17 protein-coding genes and 3 pseudogenes are annotated in these 14,843 nt (G+C 35.4%); 1 reads left to right on the top strand and 19 read right to left on the bottom strand.

Features of this window, described 5'->3' with window-relative positions:
- Positions 1-65 precede the first annotated feature (65 nt).
- The 15 genes and pseudogenes from glpK to MKY70_RS05445 all read right to left on the bottom strand — a co-directional run.
- Entirely contained in the window at positions 66-1,556 is a 1,491-nt protein-coding gene (glpK, locus tag MKY70_RS05515; protein WP_002011107.1) for a glycerol kinase GlpK, read from the bottom strand.
- A 12-nt stretch (positions 1,557-1,568) separates the two neighbouring features.
- Positions 1,569-2,390 carry a glycerol uptake facilitator protein GlpF gene (gene glpF, locus MKY70_RS05510; RefSeq protein WP_002134791.1) on the bottom strand — a complete coding sequence of 274 codons (822 nt, stop codon included), beginning with the start codon at positions 2,388-2,390 and terminating at the stop codon, positions 1,569-1,571.
- Positions 2,391-2,618: 228 nt separating this feature from the next.
- Positions 2,619-3,179 (bottom strand): glycerol uptake operon antiterminator GlpP, encoded by a 561-nt coding sequence (gene glpP / locus MKY70_RS05505; protein ID WP_000394293.1) that lies wholly within the window; start codon positions 3,177-3,179, stop codon positions 2,619-2,621.
- A 90-nt stretch (positions 3,180-3,269) separates the two neighbouring features.
- The gene (locus tag MKY70_RS05500; RefSeq protein WP_002087188.1) at positions 3,270-3,719 is read right to left on the bottom strand and encodes a helix-turn-helix domain-containing protein; all 450 of its coding nucleotides are present in this window, start codon (positions 3,717-3,719) and stop codon (positions 3,270-3,272) included.
- Between the two features lie 341 nt (positions 3,720-4,060).
- Positions 4,061-4,912 carry a DUF2935 domain-containing protein gene (locus MKY70_RS05495; RefSeq protein ID WP_000554485.1) on the bottom strand — a complete coding sequence of 284 codons (852 nt, stop codon included), beginning with the start codon at positions 4,910-4,912 and terminating at the stop codon, positions 4,061-4,063.
- Between the two features lie 193 nt (positions 4,913-5,105).
- Positions 5,106-5,306 carry a sporulation YhaL family protein gene (locus MKY70_RS05490; RefSeq protein ID WP_002087191.1) on the bottom strand — a complete coding sequence of 67 codons (201 nt, stop codon included), beginning with the start codon at positions 5,304-5,306 and terminating at the stop codon, positions 5,106-5,108.
- Between the two features lie 77 nt (positions 5,307-5,383).
- Positions 5,384-6,256 (bottom strand): alpha/beta fold hydrolase, encoded by an 873-nt coding sequence (locus tag MKY70_RS05485; RefSeq protein WP_113769064.1) that lies wholly within the window; start codon positions 6,254-6,256, stop codon positions 5,384-5,386.
- 239 nt (positions 6,257-6,495) lie between these two features.
- Positions 6,496-6,744, bottom strand: coding sequence for a Phr family secreted Rap phosphatase inhibitor (locus MKY70_RS05480; RefSeq protein WP_098636568.1), 249 nt, complete (start codon positions 6,742-6,744; stop codon positions 6,496-6,498).
- Positions 6,744-7,838, bottom strand: a complete 1,095-nt coding sequence (locus MKY70_RS05475; protein ID WP_002087201.1) for a response regulator aspartate phosphatase — start codon at positions 7,836-7,838, stop codon at positions 6,744-6,746. Before MKY70_RS05475 ends, MKY70_RS05480 begins: the two co-directional genes overlap by 1 nt.
- A gap of 256 nt (positions 7,839-8,094) precedes the next feature.
- Positions 8,095-9,072, bottom strand: a complete 978-nt coding sequence (locus tag MKY70_RS05470) for a ring-cleaving dioxygenase (RefSeq protein WP_341023587.1) — start codon at positions 9,070-9,072, stop codon at positions 8,095-8,097.
- A gap of 43 nt (positions 9,073-9,115) precedes the next feature.
- Positions 9,116-10,060 carry a ring-cleaving dioxygenase gene (locus MKY70_RS05465; protein WP_088030945.1) on the bottom strand — a complete coding sequence of 315 codons (945 nt, stop codon included), beginning with the start codon at positions 10,058-10,060 and terminating at the stop codon, positions 9,116-9,118.
- Between the two features lie 544 nt (positions 10,061-10,604).
- Entirely contained in the window at positions 10,605-10,859 is a 255-nt protein-coding gene (locus MKY70_RS05460; RefSeq protein WP_088030969.1) for a hypothetical protein, read from the bottom strand.
- Positions 10,860-10,893: 34 nt separating this feature from the next.
- On the bottom strand, positions 10,894-11,151 hold the full coding sequence (locus MKY70_RS05455) for a hypothetical protein (RefSeq protein WP_071737263.1): 258 nt from the start codon (positions 11,149-11,151) through the stop codon (positions 10,894-10,896).
- 18 nt (positions 11,152-11,169) lie between these two features.
- Positions 11,170-11,313 carry a hypothetical protein gene (locus tag MKY70_RS05450; RefSeq protein WP_236805537.1) on the bottom strand — a complete coding sequence of 48 codons (144 nt, stop codon included), beginning with the start codon at positions 11,311-11,313 and terminating at the stop codon, positions 11,170-11,172.
- A 14-nt stretch (positions 11,314-11,327) separates the two neighbouring features.
- Positions 11,328-11,423 (bottom strand): annotated as a pseudogene (locus MKY70_RS05445) (restriction endonuclease); the annotation flags it as partial.
- A gap of 114 nt (positions 11,424-11,537) precedes the next feature.
- Between MKY70_RS05445 and MKY70_RS05440 the strand changes: the two are divergent.
- Positions 11,538-11,651 (top strand): annotated as a pseudogene (locus MKY70_RS05440) (N-acetylmuramoyl-L-alanine amidase); the annotation flags it as partial.
- Between the two features lie 36 nt (positions 11,652-11,687).
- Here MKY70_RS05440 and MKY70_RS05435 read toward each other — a convergent pair.
- The 4 genes and pseudogenes from MKY70_RS05435 to yhaM form a co-directional block, all read right to left on the bottom strand.
- On the bottom strand, positions 11,688-11,945 hold the full coding sequence (locus tag MKY70_RS05435; protein ID WP_078417632.1) for a hypothetical protein: 258 nt from the start codon (positions 11,943-11,945) through the stop codon (positions 11,688-11,690).
- A gap of 33 nt (positions 11,946-11,978) precedes the next feature.
- A pseudogene (locus MKY70_RS30770) lies at positions 11,979-12,986 on the bottom strand (WXG100 family type VII secretion target).
- 412 nt (positions 12,987-13,398) lie between these two features.
- Positions 13,399-13,731, bottom strand: a complete 333-nt coding sequence (locus MKY70_RS05420) for a DUF2185 domain-containing protein (protein ID WP_088030947.1) — start codon at positions 13,729-13,731, stop codon at positions 13,399-13,401.
- A 164-nt stretch (positions 13,732-13,895) separates the two neighbouring features.
- Positions 13,896-14,840, bottom strand: coding sequence for a 3'-5' exoribonuclease YhaM (gene yhaM, locus MKY70_RS05415; RefSeq protein WP_002150118.1), 945 nt, complete (start codon positions 14,838-14,840; stop codon positions 13,896-13,898).
- Between the last annotated feature and the right edge of the window lie 3 nt (positions 14,841-14,843).

The following is a 14,843-nucleotide window of genomic DNA, read 5'->3' as shown; positions in this document are numbered from 1 at the left end:
TGTTGTGGTCTCTCCAAATCTCCTACCGAATTATTAACTTGTCATCATTATAACACTGTTTATGATTATTTGAAAGCTTTAGTTGCTTCAATTGCTTTTTTCCATCCAGCATATAGCTCTTCGCTTGTTTCCGCTTCCATCGTTGGTTCAAAGCGTTTGTCCATATGCCACTGTGCTTTAATTTCATCTTGGTTTTTCCAGTATCCAACCGCAAGACCAGCTAAGTATGCTGCACCTAAAGCTGTCGTTTCATTGATCACTGGACGCTCTACAGGAACGTCTAAAATATCACTTTGGAACTTCATTAAGAAGTTATTTTTAACTGCTCCGCCATCAACGCGTAATGTATTTAGTTCAATACCTGAATCTGCTTCCATTGCGCATAGTACATCTTTCGTTTGGTATGCTAAAGATTCTAGCGTTGCACGAATGAAATGCTCTTTCGTCGTACCGCGTGTTACACCAAACATAGCGCCGCGTACTTCACTATCCCAATACGGTGTACCTAGTCCTACGAATGCCGGTACTATGTATACACCTTCAGTTGATTCAACACGGCTAGCGTACACTTCGCTCTCGCTCGCATCTTTAAACATACGCAGTCCGTCACGTAACCACTGAATTGCAGAACCAGCTACGAAAATACTTCCTTCTAATGCGTAATTCACTTTACCATCTAAACCCCATGCAATTGTTGTTAATAGGCCATGCTCAGAAGCTACTGCTTTTTCGCCTGTGTTCATTAACATAAAGCAACCAGTTCCGTAAGTGTTCTTCGCCATACCTTCACCGAAACAAGCTTGTCCAAATAATGCTGCTTGCTGGTCACCAGCTACACCTGCGATCGGTACATTTTGACCGAAGAAGTGATAATCAATTGTTTCTCCATATATTTCAGATGATTGACGTACTTCTGGAAGCATGCTCTTTGGTACTGTTAACATGTCTAGAAGTTCATCATCCCACTGTAAGTCGTGAATGTTAAACATTAATGTGCGTGATGCATTTGAGTAATCTGTTATGTGCGCTTTACCGCCAGACAATTTCCATACAAGCCATGTATCAATTGTTCCGAATAATAACTCGCCGTTTTCTGCTTTTTCTCTTGCACCTTCAACGTTATCTAAAATCCATTTTACTTTCGTACCAGAGAAGTATGCATCAATTAAAAGACCTGTTTTTTCGCGAACCATCTCGCTATAACCTTTTTCTTTTAACTCATCACAAATTTCAACTGTTTGACGAGATTGCCATACGATTGCGTTATAAATTGGTTTTCCAGTCGTTTTATCCCATACAACCGCTGTTTCACGTTGGTTCGTAATACCGATACCAGCGATTTGTTCTGGCTTCACATCTGCTTCACTTAAGCAAGTTGCGATAACTGCTAAAATAGATCCCCAAATTTCTTGTGCATTATGCTCAACCCAGCCTGGCTTTGGAAAATGTTGTGTAAACTCTTTTTGAGCTGAATGAACGATTTTTCCTTCTTTATTGAAAAGAATTGCGCGTGAGCTTGTTGTTCCTTGGTCTAATGAAAGAATATATTTTTTCATATCAGTTTCCCCCTATGCTACTTTTCTACTATTTGTAGTAGCTTCACTTTTTTTACTTGTCATATAAGAGATTGCTAGTACAATCACAGTTGTAATAATCACATAAATAAGTGCTGAATTTTGTTTTCCTTCAAATACAACTTGATGGAATAATCCTGCAAGTGATCCACCTAGAATTGGACCAACTACTGGGATCCATGCATACTTCCAGTTTGAACCGCCCTTTCCTGCAATCGGAAGGAAGAAGTGTGCAATACGCGGACCTAAATCACGAGCCGGGTTGATTGCGTATCCTGTTGTTCCACCTAATGATAAACCAATACTTACAATTAAGAAACCTACGATAAATGGATTTAAACCATCTGCAAATTTATTTGCTCCAATTGCTAATATACCAAATACTAAAACGAATGTTCCAATCATTTCACTTAAAAGGTTTGTAAATGTGTTCGGAATTGCTGGACCTGTTGCAAATACACCTAACTTTGTTCCTGGATCTTCTGTTTCTTTCCAGTGTGGTAAGTAATGTAAATATACAAGAACTGCCCCGATAATTGCCCCAATCATTTGTGCTGCGATATACATAGGTACATCACTCCATGGGAACGCTCCCTTAAAAGCAAGTCCTATCGTTAAAGCCGGATTCAAATGTGCCCCACTAATTGATCCAACTGCATACGCTGCCATAGCAACCGCTAGACCCCAACCCATTGTAATTACAATCCAACCAGAATCTTTCGCAAACGATTTCTTTAAACTTACACCAGCGCAAACGCCGCCACCAAGTAAGATTAACAATGCAGTCCCTATTAATTCCCCTAAAAATGCTGACATAAAATCCCTCCACAATCAATTTAAATGCTTTCGAAAAGTGATAGAGGTAAAATGAATGGCCATTCGTTTTTTTTCAAAAGAAAAAGATCCACAGCTTACATGCTTCTATATAATATATATAGAAACAATAAAATGTGGATCTCTTCTTTTCTCCGTCACGTTTATTAACTTGTCTATAATGTTAACCCTTAATGAAAGCGGTGTCAACAGAATTTTTTCACATTTTCGTCACTTTTTTTGGTAATGTTTCCATAATTCTTTTTTCGATGTCGTAATTGCTGTCGCACCAGCATTTAACGCTCTTTCAACGTCTTCTACCGTTCGAATAAAACCACCTGCTAAAATTGGTACACCTGTACGCTCTTTCACCTCAGCAATGACACCCGTTAACGCACCAGGAAGCACCTCTATATAATCCGGCTTCGTCTTTTCTAGCAAATTACAGCTCTTTTCCATTGCGCTAGAATCAATTAAAAAGATGCGTTGAATGGAGACGACACCTTTTTGCTTCGCCTTCATAATTACGCTCGCCTTTGTCGATAATAACCCGTACGGTTTATATTCTTGGCATAAAAACTCCGTCGCATGCCCATCACTTTGTAATCCATGGATCAAATCCACATGTAAAAATACTTTTTTATTATGCTGCTTCGCGAGCGACACAACACTCTTCAATTGACCGACATGAATATCTAAAATAACAATATACTCATACGAACTATGTAATAGCTTCTCCAAATCTTTAATTTGCCTCACTGCCGGCAAAATCTTTTGCTCATGAAATTCCATTCTAAACGTCCCCTTCCTATCTATCCTTTATAGTACACAATTTGGGTGAAAAGAACAGCTAGTGTAGGGGATTTCTTACAAATCTTTCTCTTATCTATATATTTTCTTCAACTTATCAGAAACCGTACCACCTATAATCATTAATAGGAGCGGTAAAAAATTCATTACATATGGTGCATCTGCGACAATTGTAATGCTTGCTCCTGCAAACTTATTTAACGCCCATACAACGATTTTTGTAATAAATAAAAATACGCCCATCATAAATAGACTATCGAAAAACACCTTCCATTTCGGATACGCTAATTGCTTACTATCCTCAATTACTTTTTGCGTCAATTCCTCATCACTCCTTAGCAACTCATCAATCGTAATACCGAACAGATCACTTAAATGAATAATAATTTCAATACTCGGGTAGTTCTTCCCCGTCTCCCATTTCGAAACAGACTGCCTACTTACATGAATTTTTTCAGCCAAATCATTTTGCGACCAATTTCGTTTTTCTCTTTCTTCTTTTAAACGTTCGCTAAAAATCATACTGTGTTTATCACCTCTCTATGTCTAGTATGGTCAAATAAATGATGAAGAGTAAAGCTAGTTATCGTTGCGTAACCTGTGCAACTTGTGCGTTACATCTAAAAATGACGCTATGTAATATGTCGATTTCATATATTTTTCTTCTATAATAATTTCCCGAACAATAATACAATGAACGGATGACTAGATTAAGCATAAAAAAATACGCCATCCCTTCTTATCATTCTCCAGAAAGAATAACGTAAAGTTTCATTTTTAAACATTTTCATCAAAAAGAAAAGAAGCTAACAATAAATTGTTAACTTCTCAGCTGAAAGTAAAATATTATCTTTCCTTATCTTCTAATATCTAGGTTGTGATTGAATATTTGTAAGATGAACATCAAACATATCAATGATTTCAAGAAATCTATCAGCTTCACGGAAAACATGGTCTGCTAATAACGGATGAATGATACTCTTTATTTTACATTGCTCAATTAAATCACGTGCTGTTTTCTTAAAATCCCGAAGAGATGTAACGGACACACGATTTTGATCTAAAAATTGATCTAAAAGAGGGACTGTTTGGGATTGTGGTTTCATAGATTCTAAGTCAATTGCTTGATACATCAATTCATCAAAATCATTGCTAAAATTCCGTGCTGTGTCTACAAGCTTTCTTTCCGATGGATCAAGAAGATGACCAATAAATTTAGCATGGTCTGCCATAATCCTTAAAAAGAAAACATTTTCTTTAATAATAGCATCAGGAAGGGCATCTAATTTCCCTTCATTTAATTGTATTAAACGTTTTCTAAAATAGTCAGCTTCCCTACTTGTATGGTCGACTAACAGTGGAAAGTTATTTTGTCCTGGCAATTTACATGTGAGAATTAATCCTAAAATTTTTCTTTTAAATCCCCAAATATTAGTTGCGGCTTGTTGTACTTCTGAATTAAATCTTTTTATTTGCTCAGGATCTGTTTCATTTGTATAGGAATGCGCTATTTGTTCGATATGTTCAAACAATCGATAAAATTGATTAGCCTCTTCAATTAGTTGAGTATCCTCGCATCTAAACCCTAAGCGAAGAAAAAAAGAATGCTCCTTCATGATTCTAGACCAAAAACGAATTTCATTTAATGAACGCTCAACAAACATTACAGATGTAACACCTGTATCAGGATGTAATGATGTTTCATCCCTATGCATTGTTAATCCCCCCTGTAGATACTGCGCTAGTTCCATTCTTATGAGGAAACATATATATAAATACCATTAATAAAAGTTCATGATGAATCTCGTATACATGTAAAGTTAAATTTATATAACCTGCTCCCCCAGAAGAAAAAGGCTACCACCTAGATATAAAGTTCTCCTAGTTGGTAGCCTTTCAAAATTTCTATTAAAGCAACACCGAATCTTTATCACTATCCTGATTCCGTTTCTCTCGTTCTTCTTCTAAGCGCTTCATATATACTTCGCCTTCTTTTTCGATAAAATCATTATCCATCTCTTGCTCTTTTTTCGAAGTATATAAAACCATGTAGCCACTCAATACGATCCCAATGATTACAAGATAAATCCACCATGGTAAAGTTTCCACTTTCGTTCATCCCTTTCCTTAGACAAGCCTTATTAGTTTCACTTTATGAGGAAAGAAGTGGATTTATGCTTAAAATTTTATTGTGGATTCTTCGCGAAGAACGCTTGTACATATTCCATAAACTCTATTGGTTCCTGGCGAAACGGTGCGTGGTATCCTTTTTCAATGATATGGAACGTACTATTTGCAAATAGCTCATGATACAGTTCACCATTTTTCCAAGAAACACTCTTATCGTGTCGTCCCCATATAATTAAAGTCGGTACCTTAATTTTATCTGCTTCCATCGCAATGCGGCGCTCTCTCATTTTCGTAAGCTGATCATAATGCTCTTTATCATCGCGACTATTTTTCACTTCATTTTTATTATAATCCGTAATCTCTGTTACAGTTTGTAAGTCTGTCGATAGTGGCGGCACTTCATAACTTTCTTTTTGCTGGAAAGACTCTATTCCTGTAGAATCCGCTAAAACGAGATGCGTTACTGCATCCGGATATAAATACGCTAAATTTAGAGACATCTCTCCGCCCATCGAATGACCAAGTACTGCGAATTGATCGTATCCGAGTTTCTTCATTAACTTATAATATAAATTCACTTGCGTGGGAAACGAATACTGAAAATCAATTGGCTTAGAAGAACGCCCAAACCCTAAAATATCAACCGCAATAATCGTATGATCCTTTACAAGTTCCGGATAAATATCATTAAACCCATCTGAAGAACCACCGAACCCGTGAAGCATAAGTAAAGGCGGTTTCCCCTCACCAATTTGCTTAAAATAAATCGTCTGCCCATCAATCTGCGCCATACTCTCTTTCGTATTCAGCCTCATCATCACAGTATCTTTCACTTCTTCAACCTTCGCAATCGGCTTATCAACGAAGTTACATACTATTAATAAAACAAGAACAATACCGCTAATAAAATAAAATTTAAACCGTTTCAAAATTCCCGTCTCCTTTCTCTTGTTGCTATTTAAATTTTTTACATTATTTGGTTGTTTTATGATTATTTTTAATTGTAACCATGACAGTTACAATTATACTAAAAAAATATTACTCACTGCCATTAGTGATGGTTACTTTGTAACTATTATAGTTACACATTTAAAGTAAGTCAATTCTTTTCTCTACATGGCCTAATAACAAAGAAAAGGACTTCATGTTGAAGTCCCTTTCTTTGTTATTATAGTTGGCTTACTCCGCCGCCATCGCCTCTATTATCTGCTGGTGCTCCACCTGTATCCCCTATATTAATGTAGTCTGGTCTTGCTGGTGCTCCTCCCGTGTCCCCTATATTAACGTAGTCTGGTCTTGCTGGTGCTCCTCCTGTTTCTCCTATATTTAATGCTTGATTTGTAAATGAACTATTAGCTCCAATTGATAACGCACCTACTAATGCAATCCCCAACATTCCAAAGTGAATCTTTTTCATTATTTTAGCGCCCCTTTTTTTAATAATTTTTTTTGAGCTTTATGACTCATGTAAAAATAATGACTTGCTTTATCGTGATTCTCTTCTTTATAAAACCTTAAGGCTAACATTTCAGCGTATTCCTGTATACACTCCCATAGCTCTTCTTTTTCAAAATAAGAAATACCTTCTAAAACTACTTGCTCTAAGCTTAATGTAGGTGATTTGTCATTTACACTTTTCAAAATCATAAAACGATATTGAAACTCTTCCTTATTTAACTCTTTACAAATATCCAAACCTTTTTCAATCAAATCTGCCACCAATTGATATTGTCCTAATTTATAACATTCACGAGCTTCAACAAATAGCGCTTTAAAGAATTTCGGCTGTTTTTTTGTAACTTCGGATGCATGACGAACTGCAAGTTCCGATAAATCTTGACTGGCATACAAAAAGGCTAAATTATGACGCACCATTAAAATATATTTTTCATAATTTACCTTTTGGAAAATATCCATAGCAGCATTAAAGCTTTCTTCCGCGAGTTCGTAATTTTTCAAATCAATACAACACAGACCAAAAGCATTTTCACATAGCGCTATATTTATTTCGCAACCTATATGTTTTTTGAACTCCTCTTTTGCTTTTCTCAAATAATCAATTGCATTAACTTGTTGATACGTCTGATAGTAAAAATTACCCATACGATAATCAAACTCAGCATTCTCTAAAGAGTGCGAAACGTATTTCAGTAGTATATTTGCCTTTTCATAACTTTCCTTCGCATCATTATATTTAGACATTGAAGTACAATATATCCCTTTAAAAAAATGATAATAATATGCTAAAAATCCTTCAGTTGGAACTTCAAAAGATTCTATTCTTTCAAAACTATTTTCTTTTATATTTAACCAATCCGTCAGCATTTTATATCTAAAATCTAATAACGTAAAATACAAAGATAATTCCTGATCCACTTCCAAACCACTAATCTTACTATCAATCTCCTCTTTCATTTCCGTTGCTTTCTCTATGTTTTGCTGCAACATTACACGATACCAATTATCTAAAGAATGTTTCATTTGCTCCTTCGTTACTACATCTGTTCCCATACCTTCGCATCCCCTTTTCTCCAAAATTACAAAATTAGGATATTTATACAATTATTCAAATTGTATATTATCACCCCTTTTCTATGTATTGAAAAATAATTGTCAGAAAATTTATAATTTAAATTAATTATACCAAATATTTCTATTTTAAAAACTTGAGAAACATTTGTCAGAAAATTTTATAGACCAAATAAAAAAGCAAGCAATTCCAGCGATTCGCTAAAACTACTTGCTCTTCTACTTATTATTTCTATTTTTACTCTTTAATAAATTCCTTCGTACTTCTCACTGTATCAATCGGACGAACTAATTTTTCGATTTCTTCACGCTTTGGCTCTAAGAACGGAGGTAAAGATAATTTCTCTCCAAGCGTTTCATAAGGCTCATCTCCCATAAAACCAGGGCCATCTGTTGCAAACTCGAATAAAATTTGCGGCGCAACTCTTGCGTATAATGACTCAAAGAAGTGACGATTTACATAACCAGATGACGGAAGTCCAACGCTACCTATTCTCTCAATCCACTCTTCTAATACCGCACGATCTTCTACGCGGAATGCAGCATGATGCACTGTACCAAAACCTTGTTGTGCTTCAGGAAGAACCGTATTATGTTCTACAATGACAGAGGCACCGTTTCCACCTTCACCCACTTCAAATAAATAGAATTCGCCTTCTTGAGCAATCTCTTTGAATAATAGAACTTTTTCTAGCACTTCTTTGAAATAGTTAAAGTTCGCGATACGAATAAATACAGGTCCTAAGCCAGTAATTGCATATTCTAATGGCACTGGGCCGTCTTGCCAAGGTGTACCTGATTCCACACCTTTATCCAATTCATCAGAGATTAATTGATAGTGTTGATCATCAAAATCAACGAAAGAAAGAGTTTTCTTACCAAATTGCTCTTTAATTCCTGTATGTTCTACTTCAAGACGGTCAAAACGTTTCACCCAATACTCTAGTGCTGCGTCAGTTGGAACGCGGAATGAAGTTTTTGAAATTTCATTTGTACCGTGTACTCCTTTTGGAACACCTGGGAAGTCAAAGAATGTCATATCTGTTCCTGCACTACCTTTATCATCTGCAAAGAATAAATGATACGTTTGAATATCATCTTGGTTTACTGTTTTTTTAACTAAACGCATTCCTAACATATAAGTGAAAAATTCATAGTTCTTTTCTGCACTACTTGTAATTGCTGTAACGTGGTGAATTCCTTTTAATTGGTTCATTTTATATTCCTCCAATAGTTTTAAAATTATATTTTCTCTTCTATTACTTCTCTTCAATAGGTGCTAAATTCGCTTCAATCTCTGCACGCTGATCTTCTAGGAACGGTGGTAAATCAAGTTTTTCTCCTAAATGTTCCACATCTCCATCAACTGTAAATCCTGGTCCATCTGTCGCAATTTCAAATAGGATTCCGTTTGATTCACGGAAGTATAAGCTTTTAAAGTAGAAACGGTCGATAATGCCTGAAGAATGGAAACCTTTTTGTATCACCTGTTCTTCCCAATAAGCTAGCTCTTCACTGTTTTTCACGCGAATCGCTAAATGGTGAATGCTACCGCGGCCTGGCTTTTCAGTAGGACCATCTAAATATTTCACAACGATTTCTCCGAAGGCTTCTCCGTTAATAGACTGGAAAATCGCTTCTTCGTCGCTTCGGCTAACTTCTTTATAACCAAATATATCTGCTAATGTATTCGCTAGTTTATCAAGTCTACGCACTGTCATTTCCACTGAACCCATTCCTTGAATTTGATGTTCAGCTGGAACTTCGGATTTCTCCCACGTTTCCCAGTGCTCCACTTTTTCTCCGTTTGAAACGAGTAGCACGAGACGAAGACCTTCCGCATCCTCAAATTGCAAAGCAGGACGATTTGCATATGTTGTCATTTCACTATGTTTCACATCAAATTTCTCAAATCGTTCTTTCCAGTAATGTAAGCTTTCCTCTGAAGGAACGAGTAATCCGATTCGCGTAATTGCATTCGTACCACGGTACGTTTTTCCTACTAAAGGCATTTCAAAAAATGATAGTTCAGTACCTGGACTTCCTGTTTTATCTCCGTAAAATAAATGATACATGGATGGATCATCTTGGTTTACCGTCATTTTCACACGGCGTAAACCAAGTACGCTTTTATAAAAATGGTTATTCTCACTTCCGTTTTTTGTAACCATTGAAATGTGATGATGCCCTTTAATTTCATACATTGATAATTCCTCCGTTTCATTTTACTAGTCAAGTGATACATAAAAAATAATATTTCCAACAAATAATATGGTTATTAACTTTTCAATTTATGCTCATTATGTTTTTATAGCTTAGTCGTATTTTTTTACTGAATAAGCTGCACTGAATCCATTTATAAATTACTTTGTTTTGTATACCGAAAGCAACTGAGTGTATGTTTTTCATATGACTCAATCGCTTTCGTTACTATCACTTTACACCTCAAGTGATTAGAAAGCAAGTGAAAAATCTCGAATTTGAGATATTTTTTAGTTGAATAACATTTTTGGCTAGAGAATGGTTTGGTAAATATAAAAAACATTAGTGGAGAAAAGAACCGTCAATCTTGATTAAAGTTGCAACGTCATCAGCAAAACATCATCAAACCAGGAGCTTTCTCACCTATGAAACATCAGATGGGCAAATTAATGAAATGAAAGGGTACCTTGATCGTAGTGGTTGGTGATATGAGGTTAAGTAAAATACGAGCTGTCATGTTGGACGACTTTTTTTATGTTCGTTTAATTATGCTTCATACGCCATGCTATCTGGAAATTCCTCGTTCTTTCTAAGACATCGTACAATCCTAGTACACGCACAATTAAAATAATGTTCTCTCATATTTAATGAATCCACTGGAGCTTGCTCTATGTCATAAAACATTCGTTCCTTTTTATTATAGTGCATCTTACCTATTTTAGCGGGTGATTCAGAAGGATAGTAATGAAGTCTATGTATTATTAGCCTAGTAACAGTATGAAAAAAAAACCGACTCTTTATTTGAGCCGGCTTTTTTATATCTTTGTTTGTTGTTCTATACTCCATATGTCATTTCGTCCAAAAATTCTCCGCCATTTCTCAGGCATATTACTATCCTAGAAATCGCACAATTAAAATAATGCTTTCTTGTTCCGATTGATTCTTCTGGAACAGGTTCTAAATCATAAAACATTTCCTCTTTTTTATGAAAATACATTTTCCCAACTTTTTCTGGTGATTCAGATGGATAATATTGATATACAACTATCTCTTCATCTTCAAATTCTTTATTCATTGTTATATGGATTGCCATAGTGTATCTCCTCCATTTTTATTCTGCATCTATATCAGGTATTTTCCAAGGGCGACCGGATCTTAAAGTTGCATCATGTGCTGTTTTATAATCCGTTTTAAAAATCCCTTCAAATCGAGATTCGAATATTTCATGACGAATTAAGTCCATATCTGATTTCAAAAATTCCCCACATACTAAATTCGTAACTTCATCATATGAATGAGCTCATCACCATCGATTAACTCAATGTTTTTGTTCGCGGCATATTGCCGTGTGTTTTTATTAAAATGAATTCAGAAACTTATATTGTGTGGGCTGAAAAAGGGAGTTACTTAAATCTTGATGCAGGATAAAGATGTTGCTAGCACTGTAGGTTTAGGTTTAGGTGTAGGTTTAGGTTTAGGTTTAGGATTGATGTAAAGGTAAATGTTAATGGAACACCACAATATAAAGTGTATAATAGTAAAGGCGAAACATTCTATATTACTGCAAGTCCGACATATGTAATAATAAAATAAAAACAAGCTCTCAATACTGAGAGCTTGTTCTTATTTTTACGATTGTGAAAATAAGAATTCAGGGAATTCAACTAAATCAGGTGAATTTCTTACATGTTTTTGTATAGCGCCAACTGCCTTAAGAAAATAATAATTTGCACCTTCGCCTTTAGCTGGTTCTAATTCTACAGATTTTTTTTCTAGTTTATTAAATTGAATTTTCCCTGCTTTTTCTTCATCTTCACAAGGAAAAAAACGATAAACGACTTCTTCTTTATTTTCATATTCTTTAAATAAGTCTACACAAACTCCCATATTTTCAATCTCCTTACTGGTTAAAATTATTAATTAAGGGATACGATACAGATCCTCGTCCGGAGGGTGCCAAGGTCTTCTTTGCATTGTTTTTTTGTGCGCAGTCATAGCATCAGTTTTGAAAATCCCTTCAAATCGAGATTCAAAAATTTCATGGCGTAATAAATCTATATCACTTGGAAGGTGCTTACCTGATTCTAATCGTTTCCACGCTAATGACATTGGGTAATCGGGATCAAAGTAACCTTTACTACCGTCCCTTAGTACATGTTCTTTAAAAAACACATGATCTTTTGCTCTTTGAATACGGTGCTCTTTAAAACCTGTATTCTCTGCTATTGCTCTTACATCAGAGGTATTTTTCTTGATATCTGCGTATGTTTCGATAGCCTTTTCTTCTTGTAAATAAAAAAGTTCGTCAGGAGAAATCTTACCATATCTTCCTCCGGATTGAATAGTTACCTCTGATGCATGTGCTGCATTTTTAGCTGTATCAGCGGCCTCAGCCGCCTTTGCAGTCATTTTAACTCCTTTTCCTACTTTGGCAATCTTTCCAACTGGTGTAAGACCAGCTACCGCCATTCCACCAGCAAAGATTCTATCCCAAGTGGAAAGTTTTTCGCCAGTAGATGGATCAATACCATCCCAAGCACGACGAACATCTTATTCACCACTGACTTCACCGGCAATATCTCTAGCTAATTTTCCACCATCAAATCCTTTTTCCTCCGAAGAAGGTTTACCACACATTGCGCCTTCTTCCAATGTAACATCTTGATTATCTGCATTACGGAATTTTTCAGCAATTCGTTTCGAATCTTCTTATACTTATATAATTGAATTGATAGATGTAAAAGCTTTTGGTCTCGCATCATTGAACATTTGAACGAATTGTTGATTAGAGGCACCAATCCATTGGGAACACAAATGATCAATTTCATTACATAAATTATTATGTATAGATTCTAATGCGATTCGGGTATTACTTGCACGATTAGCAACTTCTTCTAGCATTTCAGGTGTCACTTTGATTTGAACCATTTCTTTCCTCCCTTTCCTCAATTAAAATTATGAGATAAAAAGGGAAAAAATATAAATACAGAGACTTTAGATTAGTATAATAATGTCCATGTAAAATAAAATCTGCTTAATTGCAAATAGAACCTATGTGTATGTGCAATTAAGTTAATAAAATAAAAGGGCATCCCCAAACGGAAATGCCCTTTTATTTCAGGTTTAAATTACACCCATTCCTTTTAACATATCAATTAAACTAGTATAGAAGTATTCACATGCTTCTGTCTCAGAATTAAATGTCTTAAGATTACTCTTTGTTCCTCGCTCACTATAATATTTTACATTCTTTTCGAAGATATTTAATGAACTCACACTTGGTAAATTTACAGCTCCTCGAACCATTTTACCTTGTTGCCTTTAGATCTTCGTATTCTCATCAAACTTCTTTACCAGTTAAATTATCAACAAATCTTATTTTTCCCTTTTCAGAAACTAATTGTAAATCACTACCTATTGGTAGTTCGTATATTCCCAGAATGGCCGGTTCAATATTTGCTACAGTATTAAAGTCACATACCACTAAATTATCAGGATTATTAATGTAATCATCATCATCAATTTCTGAAAAAAATCTCCAACCATTATCTACCGCATCTATTGATTGCTCTCTCAATATCCATTTCAATTTTCCTGTTTCATTTATTATATTTTTTGAAACAATACAGGCCCCAGCTTTTTCAATAAATTCAATAGGCTTTTTTTGATTCATATTTTTCCATCCTTTCAATTAAACTTGATCTATATGGGAATTTTCTAGCGTATTCAATAGCTGAAAATCCTGTACTATCTTTTTAACTATTTCATTTAATTTTTCATAAAGAAAACAGCCCCACTAAGCTTTTAACACTTAATGAGGCCATTCTATTCACACTATTAATTATGGAACGTCGGTTTATAGAACGAACGGTTATCAAGCGCAAAGACACGCTCTGTGTATTCGCCTGGTTTTGTGCGTCCTAATGCACGGTCCATCATGTTCATTTTTGCATCTAAGTTATCGATGTAATGCAGAATTTCTGCTTCTTTTACTAATGGTGGTTTTGGACTACCCCATTCTGCTTTTCCATGGTGAGAAAGGACGATGTGCTGAAGGATTAATACTTCTTCTGCATCGATTTGTAGTTCATCTGCTGCTTTACCAATTTCGTTCACCATGATAGAAATGTGGCCTAGTAAATTTCCTTCTAACGTATACGTTGTAGAAATTGGGCCAGATAGTTCGAATACTTTACCAAGGTCGTGTAAAATAACGCCTGCATAAAGTAAATCTTTATCTAACGATGGATATAGAGCCGAGATAGCTTTCGCTAAATCTAGCATCGATACGACATGGTAAGCTAGTCCAGATACGAACTCGTGATGATTTTTCGTCGCTGCTGGATATTCTAAAAATTCATTTTGATGCTTATTTAACAAATGTCTTGTTAGACGCTGAATGTTCGGGTTTCTCATTTCAAATATGTATTGCGTAATTTTCTCAACCATATCTTCTTTTTTTATTGGAGCTTTTTCTACAAAGTCCGAGATGTCCGTTACTTCATTCTCATTCGCAACACGAATTTGTTTCACACGTAATTGAATACGTCCTTTGTAGTTTAGAATATCACCAGCTACTTTAACGATTGTTTCCGCTACATATTGTTTCTCAACTTCTGGTGATACATCCCATAGCTTCGCTTCAATATCTCCACTTGGGTCTTGTAAGATTACTGTTAAAAATGGCTTCCCATTACTTGCGAGACCTTTTGTCGCTGTTTTAATTAACAAGAAAACATCGACTTGTTCACCAACTTCATATTCTGCAATTTTCTTTTTCATTCG

Origin of the sequence: Bacillus sp. FSL R9-9492, assembly GCF_038007365.1 — a bacterium.
In the GTDB taxonomy this organism is placed as follows: Bacteria; Bacillota; Bacilli; order Bacillales; family Bacillaceae_G; genus Bacillus_A; species Bacillus_A mycoides.
This window is presented reverse-complemented; position numbering and strand designations above follow the sequence as displayed.

Excerpts from the sequence above, each read along its gene's own strand:
- glpK (WP_002011107.1), bottom strand. The coding sequence starts at position 1,556 with ATGAAAAAATATATTCTTTCATTAGACCAAGGAACAACAAGCTCACGC.
- glpF (WP_002134791.1), bottom strand. The coding sequence starts at position 2,390 with ATGTCAGCATTTTTAGGGGAATTAATAGGGACTGCATTGTTAATCTTA.
- glpP (WP_000394293.1), bottom strand. The coding sequence starts at position 3,179 with ATGGAATTTCATGAGCAAAAGATTTTGCCGGCAGTGAGGCAAATTAAA.
- MKY70_RS05500 (WP_002087188.1), bottom strand. The coding sequence starts at position 3,719 with ATGATTTTTAGCGAACGTTTAAAAGAAGAAAGAGAAAAACGAAATTGG.
- MKY70_RS05495 (WP_000554485.1), bottom strand. The coding sequence starts at position 4,912 with ATGCATAGGGATGAAACATCATTACATCCTGATACAGGTGTTACATCT.
- MKY70_RS05480 (WP_098636568.1), bottom strand. The coding sequence starts at position 6,744 with ATGAAAAAGATTCACTTTGGAATGTTGGGGATTGCATTAGTAGGTGCG.
- MKY70_RS05475 (WP_002087201.1), bottom strand. The coding sequence starts at position 7,838 with ATGGGAACAGATGTAGTAACGAAGGAGCAAATGAAACATTCTTTAGAT.
- MKY70_RS05470 (WP_341023587.1), bottom strand. The coding sequence starts at position 9,072 with ATGAACCAATTAAAAGGAATTCACCACGTTACAGCAATTACAAGTAGT.
- MKY70_RS05465 (WP_088030945.1), bottom strand. The coding sequence starts at position 10,060 with ATGTATGAAATTAAAGGGCATCATCACATTTCAATGGTTACAAAAAAC.
- MKY70_RS05455 (WP_071737263.1), bottom strand. The coding sequence starts at position 11,151 with ATGGCAATCCATATAACAATGAATAAAGAATTTGAAGATGAAGAGATA.
- MKY70_RS05435 (WP_078417632.1), bottom strand. The coding sequence starts at position 11,945 with ATGGGAGTTTGTGTAGACTTATTTAAAGAATATGAAAATAAAGAAGAA.
- MKY70_RS05420 (WP_088030947.1), bottom strand. The coding sequence starts at position 13,731 with ATGAATCAAAAAAAGCCTATTGAATTTATTGAAAAAGCTGGGGCCTGT.
- yhaM (WP_002150118.1), bottom strand. The coding sequence starts at position 14,840 with ATGAAAAAGAAAATTGCAGAATATGAAGTTGGTGAACAAGTCGATGTT.